At 61.7% G+C, this 17,936-nt stretch carries 19 protein-coding genes; 16 read left to right on the plus strand and 3 right to left on the minus strand.

Annotated elements, in window-relative coordinates; all coding sequences use genetic code 11:
• Nucleotides 1–119 precede the first annotated feature (119 nt).
• The 11 genes from AB4N92_RS23395 to AB4N92_RS23445 all read left to right on the plus strand — a co-directional run bounded on the left by AB4N92_RS23395 (nt 120) and on the right by AB4N92_RS23445 (nt 11,043).
• On the plus strand, nt 120–596 hold the full coding sequence (locus AB4N92_RS23395; protein WP_029529171.1) for an Lrp/AsnC family transcriptional regulator: 477 nt from the start codon (nt 120–122) through the stop codon (nt 594–596).
• Between the two features lie 413 nt (nt 597–1,009).
• Complete coding sequence (locus AB4N92_RS23400) at nt 1,010–1,603, plus strand: transposase (protein WP_021493306.1); 594 nt, start codon at nt 1,010–1,012, stop codon at nt 1,601–1,603.
• A 59-nt stretch (nt 1,604–1,662) separates the two neighbouring features.
• The gene (locus tag AB4N92_RS23405; RefSeq protein ID WP_236266776.1) at nt 1,663–3,246 is read left to right on the plus strand and encodes a ShlB/FhaC/HecB family hemolysin secretion/activation protein; all 1,584 of its coding nucleotides are present in this window, start codon (nt 1,663–1,665) and stop codon (nt 3,244–3,246) included.
• Nucleotides 3,247–3,270: 24 nt separating this feature from the next.
• Entirely contained in the window at nt 3,271–5,070 is a 1,800-nt protein-coding gene (locus tag AB4N92_RS23410) for a DUF2341 domain-containing protein (RefSeq protein ID WP_236266775.1), read from the plus strand.
• An 11-nt stretch (nt 5,071–5,081) separates the two neighbouring features.
• Nucleotides 5,082–5,507 (plus strand): ExbD/TolR family protein, encoded by a 426-nt coding sequence (locus tag AB4N92_RS23415; RefSeq protein ID WP_010211136.1) that lies wholly within the window; start codon nt 5,082–5,084, stop codon nt 5,505–5,507.
• A 3-nt stretch (nt 5,508–5,510) separates the two neighbouring features.
• Nucleotides 5,511–6,215 (plus strand): energy transducer TonB family protein, encoded by a 705-nt coding sequence (locus AB4N92_RS23420; RefSeq protein WP_460128368.1) that lies wholly within the window; start codon nt 5,511–5,513, stop codon nt 6,213–6,215.
• A gap of 42 nt (nt 6,216–6,257) precedes the next feature.
• The gene (locus tag AB4N92_RS23425; protein WP_236266774.1) at nt 6,258–7,958 is read left to right on the plus strand and encodes a putative porin; all 1,701 of its coding nucleotides are present in this window, start codon (nt 6,258–6,260) and stop codon (nt 7,956–7,958) included.
• 18 nt (nt 7,959–7,976) lie between these two features.
• Entirely contained in the window at nt 7,977–8,603 is a 627-nt protein-coding gene (locus tag AB4N92_RS23430; protein ID WP_010211133.1) for a hypothetical protein, read from the plus strand.
• Between the two features lie 20 nt (nt 8,604–8,623).
• Nucleotides 8,624–9,076, plus strand: coding sequence for a YbjN domain-containing protein (locus AB4N92_RS23435; RefSeq protein ID WP_010211132.1), 453 nt, complete (start codon nt 8,624–8,626; stop codon nt 9,074–9,076).
• Nucleotides 9,073–10,014: a peptidylprolyl isomerase gene (locus AB4N92_RS23440; RefSeq protein ID WP_021493301.1), complete on the plus strand. Its 942-nt coding sequence runs from the start codon at nt 9,073–9,075 to the stop codon at nt 10,012–10,014. The genes AB4N92_RS23435 and AB4N92_RS23440 overlap by 4 nt, the downstream gene beginning before the upstream one ends.
• A 51-nt stretch (nt 10,015–10,065) precedes the next feature.
• The gene (locus tag AB4N92_RS23445; protein ID WP_010211130.1) at nt 10,066–11,043 is read left to right on the plus strand and encodes a LysR family transcriptional regulator; all 978 of its coding nucleotides are present in this window, start codon (nt 10,066–10,068) and stop codon (nt 11,041–11,043) included.
• Nucleotides 11,044–11,128: 85 nt separating this feature from the next.
• On the opposite strand, the gene AB4N92_RS23450 is transcribed toward AB4N92_RS23445, so the two are convergent.
• Nucleotides 11,129–11,995, minus strand: a complete 867-nt coding sequence (locus tag AB4N92_RS23450; protein ID WP_021493300.1) for a LysR family transcriptional regulator — start codon at nt 11,993–11,995, stop codon at nt 11,129–11,131.
• Between the two features lie 93 nt (nt 11,996–12,088).
• Between AB4N92_RS23450 and AB4N92_RS23455 the strand changes: the two genes are divergently transcribed.
• Genes AB4N92_RS23455 through AB4N92_RS23470 form a run of 4 tightly spaced genes read left to right on the plus strand, consistent with a single transcriptional unit; the run spans nt 12,089 to nt 14,771 of the window.
• Nucleotides 12,089–12,637 (plus strand): DUF4865 family protein, encoded by a 549-nt coding sequence (locus AB4N92_RS23455; protein WP_021493299.1) that lies wholly within the window; start codon nt 12,089–12,091, stop codon nt 12,635–12,637.
• A gap of 47 nt (nt 12,638–12,684) precedes the next feature.
• Nucleotides 12,685–13,239 (plus strand): histidine phosphatase family protein, encoded by a 555-nt coding sequence (locus tag AB4N92_RS23460; RefSeq protein WP_198831593.1) that lies wholly within the window; start codon nt 12,685–12,687, stop codon nt 13,237–13,239.
• Nucleotides 13,240–13,284: 45 nt separating this feature from the next.
• The gene (gene cobF, locus AB4N92_RS23465) at nt 13,285–14,040 is read left to right on the plus strand and encodes a precorrin-6A synthase (deacetylating) (RefSeq protein ID WP_010211126.1); all 756 of its coding nucleotides are present in this window, start codon (nt 13,285–13,287) and stop codon (nt 14,038–14,040) included.
• 11 nt (nt 14,041–14,051) lie between these two features.
• Nucleotides 14,052–14,771, plus strand: coding sequence for an alpha/beta hydrolase (locus tag AB4N92_RS23470; RefSeq protein ID WP_236266773.1), 720 nt, complete (start codon nt 14,052–14,054; stop codon nt 14,769–14,771).
• 11 nt (nt 14,772–14,782) lie between these two features.
• Here AB4N92_RS23470 and AB4N92_RS23475 read toward each other — a convergent pair whose 3' ends face one another.
• Entirely contained in the window at nt 14,783–15,337 is a 555-nt protein-coding gene (locus AB4N92_RS23475; protein ID WP_106119664.1) for a DcrB/PsbP domain-containing protein, read from the minus strand.
• Between the two features lie 72 nt (nt 15,338–15,409).
• Nucleotides 15,410–17,218: a monovalent cation:proton antiporter-2 (CPA2) family protein gene (locus AB4N92_RS23480; RefSeq protein ID WP_010211122.1), complete on the minus strand. Its 1,809-nt coding sequence runs from the start codon at nt 17,216–17,218 to the stop codon at nt 15,410–15,412.
• Between the two features lie 363 nt (nt 17,219–17,581).
• On the opposite strand from AB4N92_RS23480, the gene AB4N92_RS23485 reads away from it, so the two are divergent.
• Entirely contained in the window at nt 17,582–17,887 is a 306-nt protein-coding gene (locus tag AB4N92_RS23485; protein ID WP_010211121.1) for an XRE family transcriptional regulator, read from the plus strand.
• Nucleotides 17,888–17,936 lie beyond the last annotated feature (49 nt).

A 17,936-nucleotide genomic window follows, 5' to 3' on the forward strand; every position in this document is an offset into this window, starting at 1 on the left:
GGGCTGCTAAGCTGAATCGATGTTAACTAGCCACTGCGCAGGATTTGTGCAAATTGGCCCGTCATTGCGACGGATTCATTGCAATTTTCAAGGACGATTTGGAACCGATGACAGACGCCATGGATTTGAAGATTCTGGGCAAGTTGCAAAAGGATTGCGACCAGAGCCTGGAATTGTTGAGCGACAGTGTGGGGCTGTCATCCACCAGTTGTTACCGGCGGATCCGCCGCATGGAAAGCGTGGGGATTATCAAGGCGAAAGTGGCGGTACTGGATGAGCGCAAGCTGGGGATCCAGGTGACCGCTTTTTTTCTGATCAAGCTGGATCGGGACAGCAATGATATTGATCGCAGGATGCAGCACATACTCTTGAGTCATCCGGAGATTCAGGATTGTTATTTGATGACGGGGGAGTTTGATTTTGTGATGGTGGCGAAGTTTCGGGATGCTGCGGAGTACACCGAGTATATCTATCGGTTTTTGGAGACTTATCGGGATATTCCGATTCGGACTTATTCCTCGACGTTGGTGGTGCGGACGGTTAAGAAGTCTTATGAATTGCCGTTGCAGGGGGTTGGGTTTTGTTCTGGGGGGTGAGTACATATCCGTTGTTTAGGTAACGGCGGGTATGGGGTCCGCCCTTACGGCGGCTCACCCGGCGTCCTGCCGGGGCGCCCCAGATCAAAAGCAAAAGCGCGGCGGCTTTAGTGCCTCGGTTCAGGTCTGGCGTACTCGTAAAAATGTGGGCGCTGGCTTGCCTGCGATGGCATCACCTGGGTGTGCCCGATGTACCGATTCGCCTGCATCGCCGGCAAGCCAGCGCCTACACGTAACTGCCTTTGATCCAACCACCAAGAATTGCCCCCCACCCAATCCAAAATGAAGCTTTCATGACAAAAGTTCGGTAGCCCATGGCCACTCCCGTCTCCTCTGTGTAACGCGCTTGAGCCCACCAGAAAGGTGGGCTTTTCAGCCGCAAGCAGGATGCCAGGAGTGGGGCAATGGGAACTATGGAACGTTACTCGAAAGTCGGCATGCAGGAGCTCGATCAGCGCCTGTCAAAGATCGTCGAAGCCGCGCGCAAGAAGCCGGTGTCGGTCTATCGCTATGGCGCCCCCTGGGTCTGGATCGTCTCTCAGGACGATTGGCAGGGCACCCGCAAGGAAGTCTCCAGCTACATCCCGGCCAGCCATTCCCTGGTGTTGCTGCGCCCACAGATCGATGAAGTGCTCGACCAGCACCGTGACTGGCTCAACGCCGAACCCGCGATGTCGATCGCCCCACAGACCATCCTGCAGATCCTCCTGCTGCAACTGTTGTACTCGGTGCCCAGCGAGCAGCAATTGCATGAACAGCTGAACTACAACCTGCTGTTCCGCTGGTTCGTCGGCCTGGACCTCAACCAGAAGGTCTGGAGCATTCATGCCCTGACCCGCGACATCGCCACGCTGCTGAACAACCCGCGTGCGGTGCAACTTATCCAGAAAATCATCGGTGACGTGTTTTGTGGCGCCTTGCTGCACATGCCGGAGTTCTCGTTGAACTTCGCCTTGTTGCACACCTGGCTGGCACGCCACGGCAGCACCTCGATCACCAGCAATTGAGCAGGCCGCACGCCGGACATCCGGCGATGGCGCAAAAAATCAGACAGTCAGGGGGCGGTGTGGAGCATCTGTTCAAATTAACGTTGGCGCTGTGTTGCGTGACGCTGGGGAGCCTGGCGCAATCGGTGTCGGCCGAGGAAGACGAGGGCGCGCGCAAGGTCGACGTCAACGAGTACTTCGTGCGTGGCAATACGGTCCTGGATGCGGCGACGATCGAGGAAGCGGTGTATCCGTTCCTGGGGCCGCAGAAGACCTTGGGCGATATCGAAGGCGCCCGCGATGCGTTGCAGAAGATCTACCAGTCGCGTGGCTACCAGTCGGTGTTTGTCGAGTTGCCGGAGCAGAAGGTCGATGACGGTATTGTCTACCTGCAGGTGAGCGAGACCAAAGTCGGCCGGGTGCGCGTGGTGGGTGCCAAGCATTATTCGCCGGTGGAAATCCGCGAGCAGGTGCCGGCTCTGGAGGAGGGCGCGGTGCCGGACTTCGCCACGGTACAGACACAGTTGGCGGGCCTCAATCGTGGCGCTGGGCGCCAGGTCACGCCGCTGGTACGCGAGGGGCAACGCCCCGGCACCATGGACGTGGATTTGCAGGTGGAAGACCAGAACCCCTGGCACGCCAGCCTCGGCCTGAACAACGACTACAGCGCCGACACCGAGAAGCTGCGCTCGGTAGCGACCCTTGGGTATGACAACCTCTGGCAATTGGGCCACAGCATTGCCTTGACCTACTTCACCGCGCCCCAGGACACCGAAAATGCCAAGGTGTGGTCGGGCTCCTACAGTGCACCGCTCAACGAGCGCTGGACCTTGCAGTTCTCCGGTTACCAGTCCGATAGCAACATTGCCACCATCGGTGGCAGCAACGTGCTGGGCAAAGGGCATTCATACGGTGTGTCAGCCATCTACAACCTGCCTGCGGCGGGTAACTGGGCCAACTCATTCTCGTTAGGCGTGGACTTCAAAGACTTCGACGAACAGATGAAATTCGGCGCCAGCAGCGACCAGGTGCCGCTCAAATACGCGCCGTTCACCTTGGGTTACAACGGCTTTCGCTACACCGAGCAATCGCAATTGGGCTTGGGCCTGAACCTGGTGGTGGGCACCCGCGCGTTCTTTGGCTATGGCAGCGATGCCGAAGCGTTCGAGTACAAGCGCTACAAGGCCAGTGCCAGTTTTGCCGTGCTCAAAGGTGACCTGAATTACACCTACACCTTCGCCAACGATTGGCAGTCGGCGACCAAGGGCGGCTTCCAACTCGCCTCCGGCCCCTTGGTCTCCAACGAGCAGTACTCCGCCGGTGGCGCCACCTCCGTGCGCGGTTACCTGGCGGCCGAACGCACCGGGGACGAAGGGTATTTGCTCTCCCAGGAGTTACGCACGCCGTCCCTGGCCAAGTTCCTCGGCAGCTATGTGCAGGAGTGGCGCTTCTACGCGTTCGCTGAAGGTGCGCGCATGCGCCTGCACGACCCGCTGCCCGAGCAAGAAGACGAATACAGCCTGGCCAGTGTCGGCCTGGGCACCCGCGCCAGTTTGAGCAGATGGTTGTCCGGCAGCCTGGATTGGGGCTACCCGCTGCTCGATGGACCGAACACCCAGAAACAGGACTCGCGACTGCACTTCAGTGTGCAGGCGACTTTCTGACTTTTTCTTCCGGAGACTTCACCCATGCAACGCCTATTCCTGAGCCTGTTGATCTGCCTGGGCTTCACGCTCCCGGCCACCGCCCACGCCTGGTGGCAGGACGACTGGCACTACCGCAAGCAGATTTCGGTAGACACCACCGCCCAAGGCGCCGCGATCAACCAGGCCCTGGGCCGCACCGCGCTGTTGGTGCGCCTGCACACTGGCAACTTTACCTTTGATGGGGTCAAGGATGACGGCGCCGACCTGCGTTTCGTGAGTGCCGATGACAAGACGGTGTTCAATCATCAGATTGATAGCTTCGATCCGTTGATGGGCATGGCGCTGATCTGGGTCGATGTGCCCAAGGTCGAAGGCGGCCAGCGCCAGGACTTGTGGATGTACTACGGCAACCAGAAGGCACCGGCCACCGCCAACGGCCAACTGACCTTCGACCCGAACTACACCGCGCTCTACCATTTCGACGGGGCCAACGGTACACCGGCCCGGGACACCACGGCCTACGCCAACACCGCGTTGAACGCCACCGGTGTGAGCATCGACGGAGTGATCGGCCGCGCCTTGCAGTTCAACGGCCAAGCGTTGATGTTGCCGGCCAGCCCTTCGCTGCAACACGCCGCAGGTGGCGCGTTCACCTTCAGCGCCTGGTTGCGCCTGGACCAGGCCAGCGGCGAGCAAGTCGTTCTGGCTCGACGTGATGGCCCTCACAGCCTGTTGCTGGGGCTGAACCAGGGCATGCCGTTCGTGGACATCGACGGCCAGCGCGCCGTGTCGACTCAACCGCTGAACCCCGGCCAATGGCAGCACCTGGCGTTCACTGCCGAGGGTGACAAGGTCTCGCTGTATGTGAATGGCCGCGAAACCACCACCCTGGCCGTCGCTTTGCCGGCGTTCAACACCCCACTGGCCATCGGTGCCGATCTGCCCGAAGCCGGCAGCACGCGGCCGCCATTCGCCGGGGCCATCGATGAGCTGCGCCTGTCCAAAGTGGCGCGTCCGGCGGCACTGTTGCTGGCCGATGCCAGCGCCCAGGGCGCCGAGTCAAAACTGGTGGCCTACGGTGTGGATGAAGAACAGTCCGGCTTCGGTTTCGGCAGCCTGGGCTTCCTGCTCAACGCCGTTCCGGTGGATGCCTGGGTGATCATCCTGGTGCTGGTGGCGATGATGTTCCAGTCATGGGTCATCATGTTGCGCAAGAACCGCCAAGTCAGCCGTGTGAGCAGCGCCAACGAGGTCTTCCGCGAGCACTTCGCGCAGATCGGCACGCGCCTGGAGATGTACGCCGACGATGCCCCGCTGGGCGAACGCCTGGCTCATTCTTCGCTGTGGCGCCTGTACCTGGTGGCGGTGAAGGAGATCCGCACCCGCCGCGCTCAGGGCGCCGACACCTCGTCGGTCTCCGCCGCCACCATCGAAGCCATCCGCTGCTCCATGGACGGCGTGCGCACCCGCGAAAACCAGGCGCTCAGTTCCAAGCTCTCGACCTTGTCCAACGCCATTGCCGGCGGCCCGTACATCGGCCTGCTGGGTACCGTGCTGGGGATCATGGTGGTGTTCCTCGGCACGGCCATGGCCGGTGACGTGAACATCAACGCCATCGCCCCCGGTATGGCGGCGGCGCTGCTGGCCACGGCCATGGGCCTGTTCGTCGCGATCCCGGCGTTGTTTGGCTACAACCGCCTGATCACGCGCAACAAGGAAGTCAGCGCGGACATGCGCGTGTTTGTCGATGAGTTCATCACCCGCCTGGCGGAGATGCACGGCGAGAGCCAGTACAGCGAAGCGGCGCACCGTCGTGACCACCATGCGCCGGTTCTGGCCTGAGGAGAATCGCCATGGCTTCCGTAAATGCCTCCCACGACGATGACGATGACGCCGCCGTCGACAGCATCAACATCACGCCCCTGGTGGACGTGCTGATGGTGGTGCTGGTGATGTTTATCCTCACCGCCACCGCCCAGGTGTCGGGCATCCAGATTCACCTGCCCAAGGCCAGCGCCTCGGTGTCGTTGTCGGAGGCCAAGACCAAGGCCATCTCCGTGAATGACGGTGGCCAGGTGTTTCTCGACGCTTACCCGGTGACGCTCGGCGAGCTGGAAGAACGCCTGCGCATCGAGAAAGCGCTGAACCCGGATTTTCCGGTCATCGTACGTGGCGATGCGATGGTGCAGTACCAGAAGGTGATCGAAGTGCTCGACCTGCTGCGCCGACTTGAGCTGTCTCAGGTCGGGTTGGTCACCGGCAAGCCGAGCCAGGGCTGAACCATGACTGCACAGATCCCGATCGCGCCCTTGTCCGTAAAAGAGAAGCCGCCGTTGCGCCCGTTGAAGTGGGGTGCCGGCCTATTGCTGGGCGCCGTGGCGGCCTGGTGCTTGTGGCAGTGGGCCAATGACATGAGTGGCGTGCGCCGCGAAGCGCCGAAGGTGCCGACGATCATCCCGTTGCCGCCACCACCGCCACCGCCGCCGGAGAAACCCAAGGAGCCTGAGCCCCAGGTCGAAGAAAAAATCCCGGAGCCGGTGCCAAGCCCAGAGCCCGAGGAGGTCAAGCCAGCCGAGGAAGCGCCGCCTTCGCCTAACGAGGATCTGGCCAACCCGATGCAGATCGACGGCGACGCCCAGTCGGGCAATGACGGTTTCAACATCGGCGCCGGCAAGGGCGGTGGCCTGGCCGGCAGTGGCGGCGGCGGTTTGGGGACGGGCACCTATAAGCAGTACCTGGCCGGCACGTATCAACGGCTGATGCGCGAAGACCCTGAGCTGCGCAAGAAGGCCTTCTCGATACAGATAGACCTGTGGTTGGGCGCCGACGGCCAAGTCACCAAGGCACTGGTGGCCAAGTCCAGCGGGGATGCCGAGACCGACGCGCAGATGCTCGCCTTGATCCAGGCACCGCGTGCCACCCAGAAGCCGCCGGCGTCGCTGACGCTGCCCATGCGCCTGTCCCTCAAGGGCCGGCGTCCGGATTGAACAAACCCTTTTACAACGGTTTTTTACAGGAGTTGCGTACACATGATTTCCCCCGTGAATCGACTGACCCTGGCGGTCGGCATGGTCATCGCGACCCTGGTCGGCCAGGCGGCTGCCGCCCCGGTCGCGCCCTCGGAAAACGTCACCATCAACCTGATCCGCCTGTTGGTGCAGCAAGGCGTGCTGACCCAGGACACGGCCAATGGGCTGATCGCCCAGGCCGAAAAAGAGGCACAGCAGGCACGCCAGGCCAATGCCGCACCGGTGGTTGCTGCAGGCCCGACTGCCGCACCCGGCGATGTGCGTGTGCAGTACGTGCCGCAGGCGGTGAAGGATCAGATTCGTGACCAGGTCAAGGCCGAGGTCATGGCCACCGCCAAGCAGGAAAACTGGGCACAGCCCAATACCTTCCCGGACTGGGTCTCGCGCATCAGCTTTGACGGTGATATCCGCCTGCGGGACGAGTCGCGTTACTTCTCGGGCAATAACAGCAACGAGATTGTCGACTACGCCAAACTCAATGAGAGCGGCCCGTACGACACCAACAAGGACACCAACATCAAGCTGCCACCGCTGCTCAACACCACCAAGGATCGCGAGAACCTGTTCCGCCTGCGTGCGCGCCTGGGCATGAAAGCGGTGCTGTCGCCGGACTGGACCGCCGGCATCCGTGTCGGCACCGGCTCCGACAACAACCCAGTGTCCACCACCCAGACCCTGGGCGGCGGCTTTGGCAAGAAAGACATCTGGCTTGATCAGGGTTACCTGAGCTGGAAGGCCACCCCGGACGTGACCCTCACCGCCGGGCGTTTCGCCAACCCGTTCTATTCCACCGACATGATGTATTCGGGTGACTTGAACTTCGACGGTATCGCTGCCAACTTCAACCATGCCCTGAACAGCCAGTGGGGCCTGTTCGGCACCTTGGGTGCGTTCCCGGTGGAGTACACCTCCGACTCGGCCAGCAGTAACGGGTTCGACAAGGAAGACAGCGAGACCAAGTGGCTGTTTGGTGGTCAGATCGGCGCCAACTGGAAGATCAACCGCGAAAACAGCCTCAAGGGCGCGGTGGCCTACTACCACTTTGATGATATCGAAGGTGAACGCTCCGGCGCTTGCCGCCCCTGGTCCGGCCAGCCGGCCTGTGACAGCGACGGCTCGCGCCTGGCCTTCATGCAGAAGGGCAACAGCGTGTTCCTGCTGCGCGACATCGCCCCCAACCCGGCCACCCCTGGCCTGACCCCGCAACCGCAGTTCGTGGGCCTGGCGTCCAAGTTCGACGTGCTCGACCTGAACCTGGCCTGGGATGCCGAACTGCCCAGCGATTTCAAGCTACGCACCCAAGGCAACTTCATTCACAACCTGGCCTACGACAAGGGCGAAATGCTCAAGCGCAGCGAAGGCGAGATCGTCAACAACATCAACAGCAAGGGCCAGTTTGAAAGTGGCGGCAATGCGCTGATGGTCTCCTTCACCCTCGGCAGTGCGCTGGAAATGCGCAAGCGCGGTGATTGGAACGTGTTGGCCGGCTACAAGTACATTCAGCCTGACGCCCTGCCTGACGGCTTCAACGATTCGTCGTTCCACCTGGGCGGCACCAACGCCAAGGGGTACTTCATTGGCGCCAACTACGGCATCGAAAAGAACATCTACGCCAGTGCGCGTTGGTTGAGCGCCTCGCAAGTGTATGGCGCGCCGTTCGAAGTCGATGTGATGCAACTGGAACTCAACACGCGCTTTTGATGCGCAGGGAGATGCCACATGAACACGCGAATCTGCGGGCTGTTGCTGCTGCTGGTCACCACTGGCGCGTCGGCTGAAGGCATGGAGGAGCGCCTGCGTACGCAACTGCGCAGCACCACCCAGCAATTGCAGGCCCTGCAAAGCGAACAGGCCCAGGCCAGCGCCGCGCGGATTGCGGCTGAAAACCAGGCCAAGCAGGCCCAGGCACACATCAAGCAGTTGACGGCTGAGTTGGACAAGGCCCGTGGCGTGGCCGAGCAAATGGCCGGTCAGCAACAGAGCCTGCACAGCCAGGCACAGGCGCAGGTGGCGGCCAGTCATGAGCAGATCGGCAAGTTCAAGAAGGCCTATGACGAACTGCTGGTGCTGGCCAAGGGCAAAGAGGCCGAGCGAGCGCGCTTGCAGGCACAACTGAGCGAGCGTGACACACAAGTGCAGCAATGTTCAGTCAAGAATCAACAGATGTACGGCGTGGCTCAGCAGTTGCTCGCGGCCTACGAAAAAATCGATGTGGCCGAGGTGATGAGTATTCGCCAGCCCTTCGCCAGCAGCGCGCGGGTCAAGTTCGAGGAACTCGCCCAGGGCTTTGGCGACGATTTGTACAAGAGCCGTTTCGATGCGCCCCAGGCAACCGCCAATCATTGATAGACAGGGAAGAGATCACCATGAGCGAATTGATCACCAGCGTCACCCCCCAGAGCCTCACCGAGTTGCTGCAGGAGGCCGGCTACCGGGTCAACCAGACCGAACAAAACGGCATCGTGCAATTGCTCAGCGCCAGCCAGGGCATCGGCTTTGCCGTGCGCTTCGGTAACCCGGCGGCAGAGCAGGGTGCGTATGTGGATTTCACCTACAGCTGCGCGCTGCGGATCCAGGGCGAATTGCCCGAAGGTTTGGCCCAAGTGTGGAACGCATCGCGACGCTTTGCGCGGTTGTCGGTGCAAGGCGAGTTTTTGTTGATGGAAATGGACGTGGTGGTGGCGGGCGTCGGCGCCACGCACCTGCGCAGCCATTTGGAATTGTGGGACCGCCTGTTGCAGGAGTTCATCGTCTACCTGCGTGAATACAGCCAGCAGGCGGCGCAGTTGCAGGCTGAAGCCGAGGCACCGGTATTGTGAAGAAGCCAACCCTGATGGTCGGCGCGGGTGCGTTGGCCTTGCTGGTGGTGGCGGTGGGCTTGAGCCTGCGGCCGGGCAGCGACCCGGTGGCGGCGCAGCAACCGGCACCGGTGCTCAACCCTGTATCGGCCGGACCGGCGGTGGCCCGCCTGGGCAATCAGCAGATCGACCTGACGGAACTGAAAACCGTGCTGGCCAGCCTGCCTGCCGAGTCCCGCGAGCAATTGCGCGGCAACCGCAGCGCGTTGGAGACCTGGATCCGTTCACGCCTGGCGCAAAAGGCCGTGCTCGAACAGGCGGACGCCCAGGGCTGGCGTCAGCGCCCGGACGTGGAACAGCAGACCCGCGCCGCCGCCGAGCAAATCGTGTTTCGCGACTACATGCTGTCGGTCAGCCAGGTGCCGGCCGATTACCCCAGCGCCGCGGAGTTGCAGTTGGCCTACGACAGTGGCAAGGCGCAATGGGTGACGCCGCCGTTGTACCAGGTGAGCCAGATTTTCCTGGCGACCCATGACCCGCAAACCGTCGACAGCGTGCGTCGCCAAGCGCAGGAACTGAGCCGTCGTGCCCAGGCTGCGCCGGCTGATTTCGCCGCCCTGGCCACGCAGTTTTCCCAGGACACCGACTCTGCCGCGCGCGGTGGCGACTCGGGCATGCAGCCCTTGCAACAGCTGGTGCCGGAAGTCCGCAGTGCGGTGTCGCGCCTCAAGGTCGGCGCGGTGTCGGACGTGGTGCAGAGCGCGGCGGGGTTTCATGTGCTCAAGCTCACCGGCCAGCAACCGGCGCGTACTGCGACCCTCGACGAACTGCGCGAACGTCTTACGCAGGCTCTGCGCGCCCAGCGTCAGGAACAGATCGCCAAGGCCTACCTCGAAGGCATGCTCAACACCGCAACCCTGAGTATCGACGGCGCCGAACTGAACAAGGTGCTGGAGTAACCCGCGTCAACCCGCATTGGATGCACAGACCGACAAGACAGGGAGTCTCCCATGGCATTTCTAGAACCGTCCGCCCCGCAGGTGCCGTCCTCTTATCGCGCCCCGGCGGAGGGGCGCAGTCGCTGGCTGGCCCTGGCCCATGAGATCGACCCGGAGGTGGCGCGCTACTTTCTGGTGAGCGCGCGCTGCGGCTGTTTCATGCAGGCGGCGCGCAGTCTGAATATCAAGGCGACGCTGTTGCGCAAGCGCCTGGCGCAGCTTGAAGAGCACGTGCGCCATTCGCTGTTCAGCTACCAGGGCAATGGCTTGGTACTCAGTCGCGACGGCCAGCAATTGCACGCCCAATTGATTGCCCTGGCCCATGAACGGCGTTTGCCGGTCACGGAGCAGCCGCTGATTCGGCTGGCGGTGGCCGAACCGATCTTGCACGACATCCTTGGGCGCGACCTGATCGCCTTGCTGCGTCGCAATGCCAGCGTGCGCCTGGAGATCATCTCCATCGACAGCCAGTTGTCGCTGCAAGCGGTGGATGTTGACGTGGTGCTGTGGCTGTCGGACGCCGATGGCCCCGTGCCTGGCCCGAGCTTTGCCACCGAGCCGCCACAGGCCCTGGCGCGCTTGCACTACGTGCCGCATATCGCCAAGCGATATTCACGGTTGACGACGCGGCCAGACAGCCTGGAAGACCTCGACGACTACATGCTGGTGCAATGGCAGCCCGATGCGCAGGTGGGCGCCTTGCGGGCTTGGAACCATGTGGTGGAACAGCGCCTGGCGGCGGTGGTGCAGGTGCATGCGTATTCGCTGATGCTGGAGATGATCCGCTGTGGCGCGTGCATTGGGTTGCTGCCGCATTACATGAGCAGTTTTGACCGGGGCTTGGTGGCGTTGCCGGGGTTGTTGACCGAGAGCATGCAGCGGCAGGTGTGGCTGGCGGTGAATGCGCAGGTGGCGGATAGGGAGGCAGTGCGGATGATTGTGGCGTTGATTGTGGGGACGTTTGAGGGGCGGCGGGAGTGGTTTGACTGACGGTTTAGATTGCATGTCAAACCCGGTTGAAAAGGTGGAGCTGGCTTGCCAGCTCCCACGGAAAAGCCTACTGGCAGGCCTGAATTCAGCGCTGTAGGACGCCGCGAAAGGTCGTGCTCAGGGCTCGCAAGGTTTCCCTGGAGCGCACGTCACTGATACGGCTGTAAAGCACCACTTCACTGACTGGCAAGGGCGGCAAGCCGTATTGCTCGCTCACCTCCACCGCACCCGTCGGCGCCACGCGATGGGCGAGGGCCGCCACGCCGAGCCCGGCGCTGACGGCGGCGCCCACGGCCATGACGCCACCGCCAACGAACACTTCGGTCCAGTCGATGCGTGCCTCATCCAGTGCGCGTGTCGCCAGGTGGCGAACGCCGCAGGGCGCGGCCATGGTGGCCATGCGCAGGGGCGTGCCGGGACTGTGTTGCCAGGTCGGGGCGGCGAACCAGCCAAAGCGTTCCACCGCCAACACTTCGCCGTCTTGGCGGTCGCCCTCGTTGCGCACGATGACCGCGTCCAGCTCATTGCGATCAAAGGCGGCGACCAGATCGCGGGAGGAGGCGATGCGCACTTCGAGGATCACCAAGGGGTCATAGGCGGCCAGGCGGCTGAGCCAAGTCGGCAGGTCGGGGCCGGCCACGTGGTCGCTGATGCCGATCACCAGGCGCCGTAGCAAGGGGTTGCCCATATCGGCCAAGGCGCGTTCATGGGCATTGAGCAGGGCGCGGGCGGCGACGATGAACTGTTCGCCGCGGGGCGACAGCCGCACATGCCGAGGCGTGCGTTCGAGCAGGCGATAGCCGAGGCGTTCTTCCAGGCGTTTGAGCTTGAGGCTGATCGCCGCCTGGGAGGTGTCGAGGGCTTCGGCAGCGCGAGTGAAACTGGCGAAATCGGCTACCAGCACAAAGGCCTGGACGGTGTCGATATCCAGCGGTTTTAGCGCGTCAGTCATATTGACTCCTTATCGCACCTATATTGGCTGATATCTTGTTGAAATGATCGTCGCTGCGCAAGCTGATCCCTCATCTTGCACAGGAGTTTTCGCATGTTTGCCAAACAATATTCACACCGCTTGCCTGCTGACTACGACATGGGCGTGATTCGCCGCCGCGCCGCGCAACTGGGGCCGTTGTGGGATCACGCCGAGGGGTTGCTGTTCAAGGCATTTATCGCCCAGGAGCACGGCGGCAATGTGTATTCGTCGGTGTACCTGTGGGCAGACCCGTTGCAGGCCGCTGACTTTTTACTCGGCGAGCGTTTTCAGAAGGTGCTCGATAGCTTTGGTCGGCCGCACATTGAGAGTTGGTTACCGCTGGATGTGCAACGTGGCCCGGCGCAGGGTGCGTTGAGCTTGTATCGCGAGGAGTGGCCGCTGGCGCCGGGAGCGGACAGGGCGGCGGTGCTGGCCGAGGAGAAGCAGCGCAATCGGCAGCTGGCTGACAACAGCGACACCTTTGCGGTGTTCCTGGCGCTGGATGTGCAAGCGTGGCGTTTGGTGCGTATTACGTTGTCGGCCAAGGCACTGGATACGGAGCACCCAGGTAGGGGTTACCAGGTGCTCTATCTGGCACAGGGCGTTGCGTCCCTGCGCTAACTGCTCCAATCTTGCTGGCCTCATCCCTATCCTTCAGGAAACCTGTGATGCAGGCCACTCGTTTGACACTTATTTGTCATGCCGTGACGCCACAGCAAAAAAAGGGCAGCTTCCCCGATAACGAGTCCGTTGCGATGGACTGGCAACATGCGGGCCTGTCCCTTGCCGGCCGCTATAAGAAAAGCCTGCGCCTGGTCTGCGGCCCAGAGGCGCGTACCCGCCAGACAGCAGGCTTGTTCGGTCGCAATCCCCAGGTGGATAACGCCTTGCGTGATGGCGACTTGGGTCGTTGGAAAGGTAAGGACATCGATGATATCGACCGTGAGGAGCTGATGGATTGGCAGGGCAACAGCGCCAGCACATCCCATGGTGGCGAATCGGTGGACCAGGTGTGCACACGGGTAGGGCAATGGATGAAGTCCCTGGAAACCCAACCCGGCCATATCGTCGCTGTCACCCACCCCTTTGTGATCCGTGCCGCAATGTTCTACGCCCTGGGGTTTCCCATTTCGATGTTCTACCTGATCGATGTCGAACCGCTGTCTGCCACTGAACTGCGCTTCAACGACGTGTGGCGCCTGCGCCTGAAAACTCACGCCTAGCCGCCTGAACATGGCAAAATCCACGCCCCGCAATGAGAGCAACCCATGAAACGCATCCTGATCATCGGCATTGGCGCCGGCAACCCTGACTACATCACGATGCAGGCCGTGAAGGCGCTCAATCGCACCGACGTGTTTTTCCTGATGGACAAGGGCCAGAGCAAAGACAAGTTGATCGACCTGCGTCGCGAAATCTGCGAGACCTACATCACCGAGCCTGGCTACCGTTTCGTCGAGGCCGACTGCCCCGAGCGTGTGCGCGGCGATATCGACTACACCACCGCCGTGCAGGACCTCAACCGCGACAAGCAGCAGACGTTCGAACGCATGATCAACGAAGAAATGGCTGACGGTGAAGTGGGCGCTTTCCTCGCGTGGGGCGACCCTGCGTTGTATGACAGCACCATCCGCATTCTGCAGGCGATTCTCGCCAGCGGCCGCAGTGAGTTCGAGTTCGAAGTGATCCCTGGCATCACCAGCGTGCAAGCCCTGGCAGCCCAGCACAAAGTGCCGTTGAACCGAATTGGCAAGTCCGTTGAGATCACCACCGGACGCCGTTTGGCGGCGGGGCAGGCGAGTGATGCCGACACGCTGGTCGTGATGCTCGACGCCGAAGACTCCTACCGCACCCTGGCGGATCAGGACCTGGATATCTACTGGGGGGCCTACCTGGGCACGCCGGATGAGATCCTGATCAGCGGCAAAGTCAGTGAGGTAGCGCAAGAAATCGAACGGGTGCGCAAGGCGGCGCGCCTGCAAAATGGCTGGATCATGGACACCTATCTGTTACGCAAACCCTGAGGTAACGTCCCATGCTCAAACGCTTCGTCCTGGCGCTGACGCTGGTAGTCGGCACCGCCCATGCCGACGATGTATTGCACACCGACTTGCCTTTGTCGTACCTGGAACAGGCCCAGGGCGATGCGCGTAACCAGCCTCTGGTGATTTTCCTGCATGGATTTGGCAGTAACGAGGAGGACCTGTTCGGCATCAAGGGCGCGCTGCCGTCCACCTGGACCTACTTGTCGGCCCGTGCGCCGATGCCAGTGGACCCGCACGGCTACCGCTGGTTTACCAAGACACCCGGAGACGGTGATTACGATGGCGAAACCGCTGACCTGCAGCGCAGCGCCAAGCTGATCGAAGACTTTGTCGGCAAAGCCACCGCCAAGTACCACACGCAACCGGATCGGGTGTTCCTGGTGGGCTTCAGCCAGGGTGCGATCATGTCCTACGAGGTGGGCCTGCGCCGGCCGGAACTGCTGCGCGGCATTGCGGCGTTGAGTGGCAGCGTGTTGCCGGTACTCAAGGCTGAGCTGCAGCCGAACGCGTCACTGGGCAAACTGGCGATCTTTATCGGCCATGGCACGTTGGACCAGGCTTTGCCGTATGTGTCAGCGACACGGGCGAATGAGGTGCTGACCGGGTTGGGATTGAAGCCGGAGTTCCATGGGTACCCCGGCATGCCGCATACCATCAGCGAGGCGGAAGTGCAGGACCTGAAAGCCTGGTTGGAAAAAAGCCTGCACTGACCGTCGAAAGGTTATTTGCCGCCGGTAATCTGTTTGACCAACGCCGCATGCCCCTTGGCGTCATCCGCCCGTGAAATAGCCTGGATCACCAGCAGGTGGTTGCCCGAACCACCCAGGAACGTGGAGTTCAGCGTCTTGCCGCCGCCCTGGGTGGCGGTGCTGTCTACCTGGCGCAGGCCCAGGCCTTTGAACGTCAGTTTCTTCTCGCTCTGTTTCTTGAAGTCAGGCAGCGCAGCGCTCTGGTCCTTGACGAACCCGGCCACAGCGCCATCCAGGAATGGCGCGTCGTTGTCGCCGATGGTTACCCCATCGTTACGCACGGTTTCGGCGACGATCACCACACTTTTCGTGGTCTGGTTCGCATACATCGTGCCCTGGGTGTCGGCGGTGCCATCCTCGGCCTTGCCGGCCGGCAGGGTGTCGGCGACGTAGGCCTTGGGCAGTTTGAAGGTGAACTTGCCACCCAAGGTGGAAATGGTTTGCGGGGTCGGCTTGGAAGCGGCGAATACGCTGCCGGCGGTCAGCGCGAGGGCCAGCAGGACGGCGGTCTTGGTGAAAGTGGCCATGAAGCGCTCCGGGGATGAACGAAATTGCGCCGTATTCTGTCAGAAATTTCGCAAAATCGTTCATCCATAGCCTCACACCTTGTCGGACTCTTCCTCAAGTCGGTCCATCTCAAACAATCGCGCCAGTTCTGTCCGGGCTTCCTGGGCGGTTTGCATGACTTTGGCGGCGTCGTCGTACACCGCGTGTTGCGCGGCCAGCACTTGCAGGTCGTGGTTCTTGAAGCGGGTGATGCGCGCATCGGCCTGGGCCTGGCTCAATCCGAGGCCGACCAGGGTGCGACGGCTCATTTCCAGGCTGGAGTAGAAGGTCTCGCGAATCGGCGATGCGTCCAGGTCCACCAGGCGGTGCACGTGCTGGCGGTTACGCGCGCGGGCGATGATTTTCATGTGCGGGTAGAGATTGCGCACCAGCTCGGCGGTCTTGATGTTGATCTCCGGGTCGTCCATGGCGATCACGAAGAATTCCGCCTGGTCGACCTTGGCGGCGTGCAGGATCTCTGGGCGCTGCGGGTCGCCATAAAATACCGGCATGCCGCCGAAACTGCGGGTCAGTTCGATGGTTTCCACCGACGTGTCCAGGGCAATGAACGAGATGTTCTGAGCTCGCAGGATCCGCGCCACGATCTGGCCCATACGGCCCATGCCGGCGATGACCACACGGGGCGCGTCGCTTTCGATGGTGCGGTACGCCTCGGGGATTTCCACTGGTTTGACCTTGGGCTTGAACAGCTTCGGGCACACCAACAGCAGCAACGGCGTCACCGCCATGGACAGGGTGATGGTCAGCACCAGGATGTCGTAAAGGTGCGGTTCGAACAGGCCCTGGTCGCGGCCTATCTTGAACACCACGAAGGCGAACTCACCGCCCGCTGCGAGCACCACGCCCAGGCGCAGGGCGCTCTCGCGATTGAGATCACCCACCATGCGGCCCACGGCATACAGCAGCGGCAGTTTCAAACCGATCAGCAGCAGCGTCAGGCCGATCACCACCAGCGGTGAGCTGAGCAGCAGGCTGAGGTTGGCGCCCATGCCCACGCTGATGAAGAACAGACCCAGCAGCAGGCCCTTGAACGGTTCGATCTGGGATTCCAGTTCGTGGCGGTATTCCGAGTCCGCCAGCAGCAGGCCGGCGAGGAATGCGCCGAGGGCCATGGACACGCCCACCAGTTCCATCAACCAGGCGGTGCCGATTACCACCAACAGTGCGGTGGCGGTGGACACTTCGCGCAGGCCGGTCTTGGCGACGACGCGAAACACTGGCCGCAACAGGTAGCGTCCGCCGATGATCACCACCGCAATACTGCCGAGAATCTGCAACACATGCTGCAGGCCCTGGGCTTCGGTGGTCGGGTGATCGCTGCCGGCCAGCAACGGCACCATGGCGATCAGCGGGATCGCGGCGATGTCCTGGAACAGCAGAATCGCAAAGGCCAGGCGGCCATGTGGCTGGTTCAGCTCCTTGCGCTCGGCCAGGCTTTGCAGGCCAAACGCGGTAGATGACAAGGCCAGGCCCAGACCGAGCACGATCGCACTGTTCCACGACTGGCCGAACAGCCACAACGCCACCGCGCCCATCACCAGGCCCGTGAGCAGCACCTGCGCCAGACCTACGCCGAACACGGCCTTGCGCATCACCCATAAACGCTTGGGCGACAATTCCAGGCCGATGATGAACAGCAGCAAGACCACGCCCAGCTCGGAGAACTGCGCGACGCTTTGCGGGTTGCCGATCAGGCCCAGCACCGACGGGCCGATGATCACGCCGGCGAACAGATAGCCCAGCACCGCGCCCAATTGCAGGCGTTTGGCCAGGGGCACGGTCAACACGGCGGCGAGCAGGAACACCACGGCTGCTTGTAACAGGTTGCCTTCATGGGGCATTAGGAACTCCAGGATCTTCAAAGCCAATCAACAGACGGGTATTAGAGCGCCTTTTACATTTCGATAATTGTGTTTTTGCCGCGTATGCGTGTGATGGAGCAACGTTTTTACAAGGGACTGAGCGCACTGGGGTCGTTGCTGAAGGATGTACAAACAATTTTTCGACCCCTGCGAGTGGAAGCCAGGCCACTTCATCTTCTAGTTTTAGGCTCTTGAGTTTGTATTCCCTGGGTGGAATATTTTCATGAGTTGGAACATTGAGTACCCGGATGAATTCGGCACCGGTGGTATGAGGGGCACGCCCTGTGGCTGAAAAGCTGTATGACGTGCATTTGGAAACATTGCGTAAAGAGGGCCGTACCCATGGCGAAGCAATTCGCTGAACTTCAAGCTCGCATGACGCCGCAGGCGCGTGCTGAAGCGCAGCAGCTGGTCCAGCAACATCTGCAGGAAATGCCTCTGCATGAACTGCGCAAAGCTCAGCAGTTGAGCCAGCAAAGCCTGGCCAAGGCATTGAATATCAACCAGGCCGCCGTCTCCAAGATGGAGCGGCGCACCGACATGTACATCAGCACGTTGCGCGACTATATCCGTGCGATGGGCGGCGAGCTGGAAATCATTGCGACGTTTCCCGATGGTCAGGTCAAGATCGACAATTTTGCCTGCTGAGCGCGGTCGCGAACGCCTGGCCTCAAGGCAATGCTGCTCGCCGGCCAGG

It is taken from the genome of Pseudomonas sp. S3_A09 (assembly GCF_054668065.1).

Bases quoted from the DNA above. Each gene is read 5' to 3' on its own strand.
- AB4N92_RS23420 (WP_460128368.1), top strand. From the start codon at position 5,511: ATGACTGCACAGATCCCGATCGCGCCCTTGTCCGTAAAAGAGAAGCCG.
- AB4N92_RS23415 (WP_010211136.1), top strand. From the start codon at position 5,082: ATGGCTTCCGTAAATGCCTCCCACGACGATGACGATGACGCCGCCGTC.
- AB4N92_RS23400 (WP_021493306.1), top strand. From the start codon at position 1,010: ATGGAACGTTACTCGAAAGTCGGCATGCAGGAGCTCGATCAGCGCCTG.
- cobF (WP_010211126.1), top strand. From the start codon at position 13,285: ATGAAACGCATCCTGATCATCGGCATTGGCGCCGGCAACCCTGACTAC.
- AB4N92_RS23410 (WP_236266775.1), top strand. From the start codon at position 3,271: ATGCAACGCCTATTCCTGAGCCTGTTGATCTGCCTGGGCTTCACGCTC.
- AB4N92_RS23485 (WP_010211121.1), top strand. From the start codon at position 17,582: ATGGCGAAGCAATTCGCTGAACTTCAAGCTCGCATGACGCCGCAGGCG.
- AB4N92_RS23480 (WP_010211122.1), bottom strand. From the start codon at position 17,218: ATGCCCCATGAAGGCAACCTGTTACAAGCAGCCGTGGTGTTCCTGCTC.
- AB4N92_RS23450 (WP_021493300.1), bottom strand. From the start codon at position 11,995: ATGACTGACGCGCTAAAACCGCTGGATATCGACACCGTCCAGGCCTTT.
- AB4N92_RS23395 (WP_029529171.1), top strand. From the start codon at position 120: ATGGATTTGAAGATTCTGGGCAAGTTGCAAAAGGATTGCGACCAGAGC.
- AB4N92_RS23460 (WP_198831593.1), top strand. From the start codon at position 12,685: ATGCAGGCCACTCGTTTGACACTTATTTGTCATGCCGTGACGCCACAG.
- AB4N92_RS23455 (WP_021493299.1), top strand. From the start codon at position 12,089: ATGTTTGCCAAACAATATTCACACCGCTTGCCTGCTGACTACGACATG.
- AB4N92_RS23435 (WP_010211132.1), top strand. From the start codon at position 8,624: ATGAGCGAATTGATCACCAGCGTCACCCCCCAGAGCCTCACCGAGTTG.
- AB4N92_RS23445 (WP_010211130.1), top strand. From the start codon at position 10,066: ATGGCATTTCTAGAACCGTCCGCCCCGCAGGTGCCGTCCTCTTATCGC.
- AB4N92_RS23470 (WP_236266773.1), top strand. From the start codon at position 14,052: ATGCTCAAACGCTTCGTCCTGGCGCTGACGCTGGTAGTCGGCACCGCC.
- AB4N92_RS23430 (WP_010211133.1), top strand. From the start codon at position 7,977: ATGAACACGCGAATCTGCGGGCTGTTGCTGCTGCTGGTCACCACTGGC.
- AB4N92_RS23475 (WP_106119664.1), bottom strand. From the start codon at position 15,337: ATGGCCACTTTCACCAAGACCGCCGTCCTGCTGGCCCTCGCGCTGACC.
- AB4N92_RS23425 (WP_236266774.1), top strand. From the start codon at position 6,258: ATGATTTCCCCCGTGAATCGACTGACCCTGGCGGTCGGCATGGTCATC.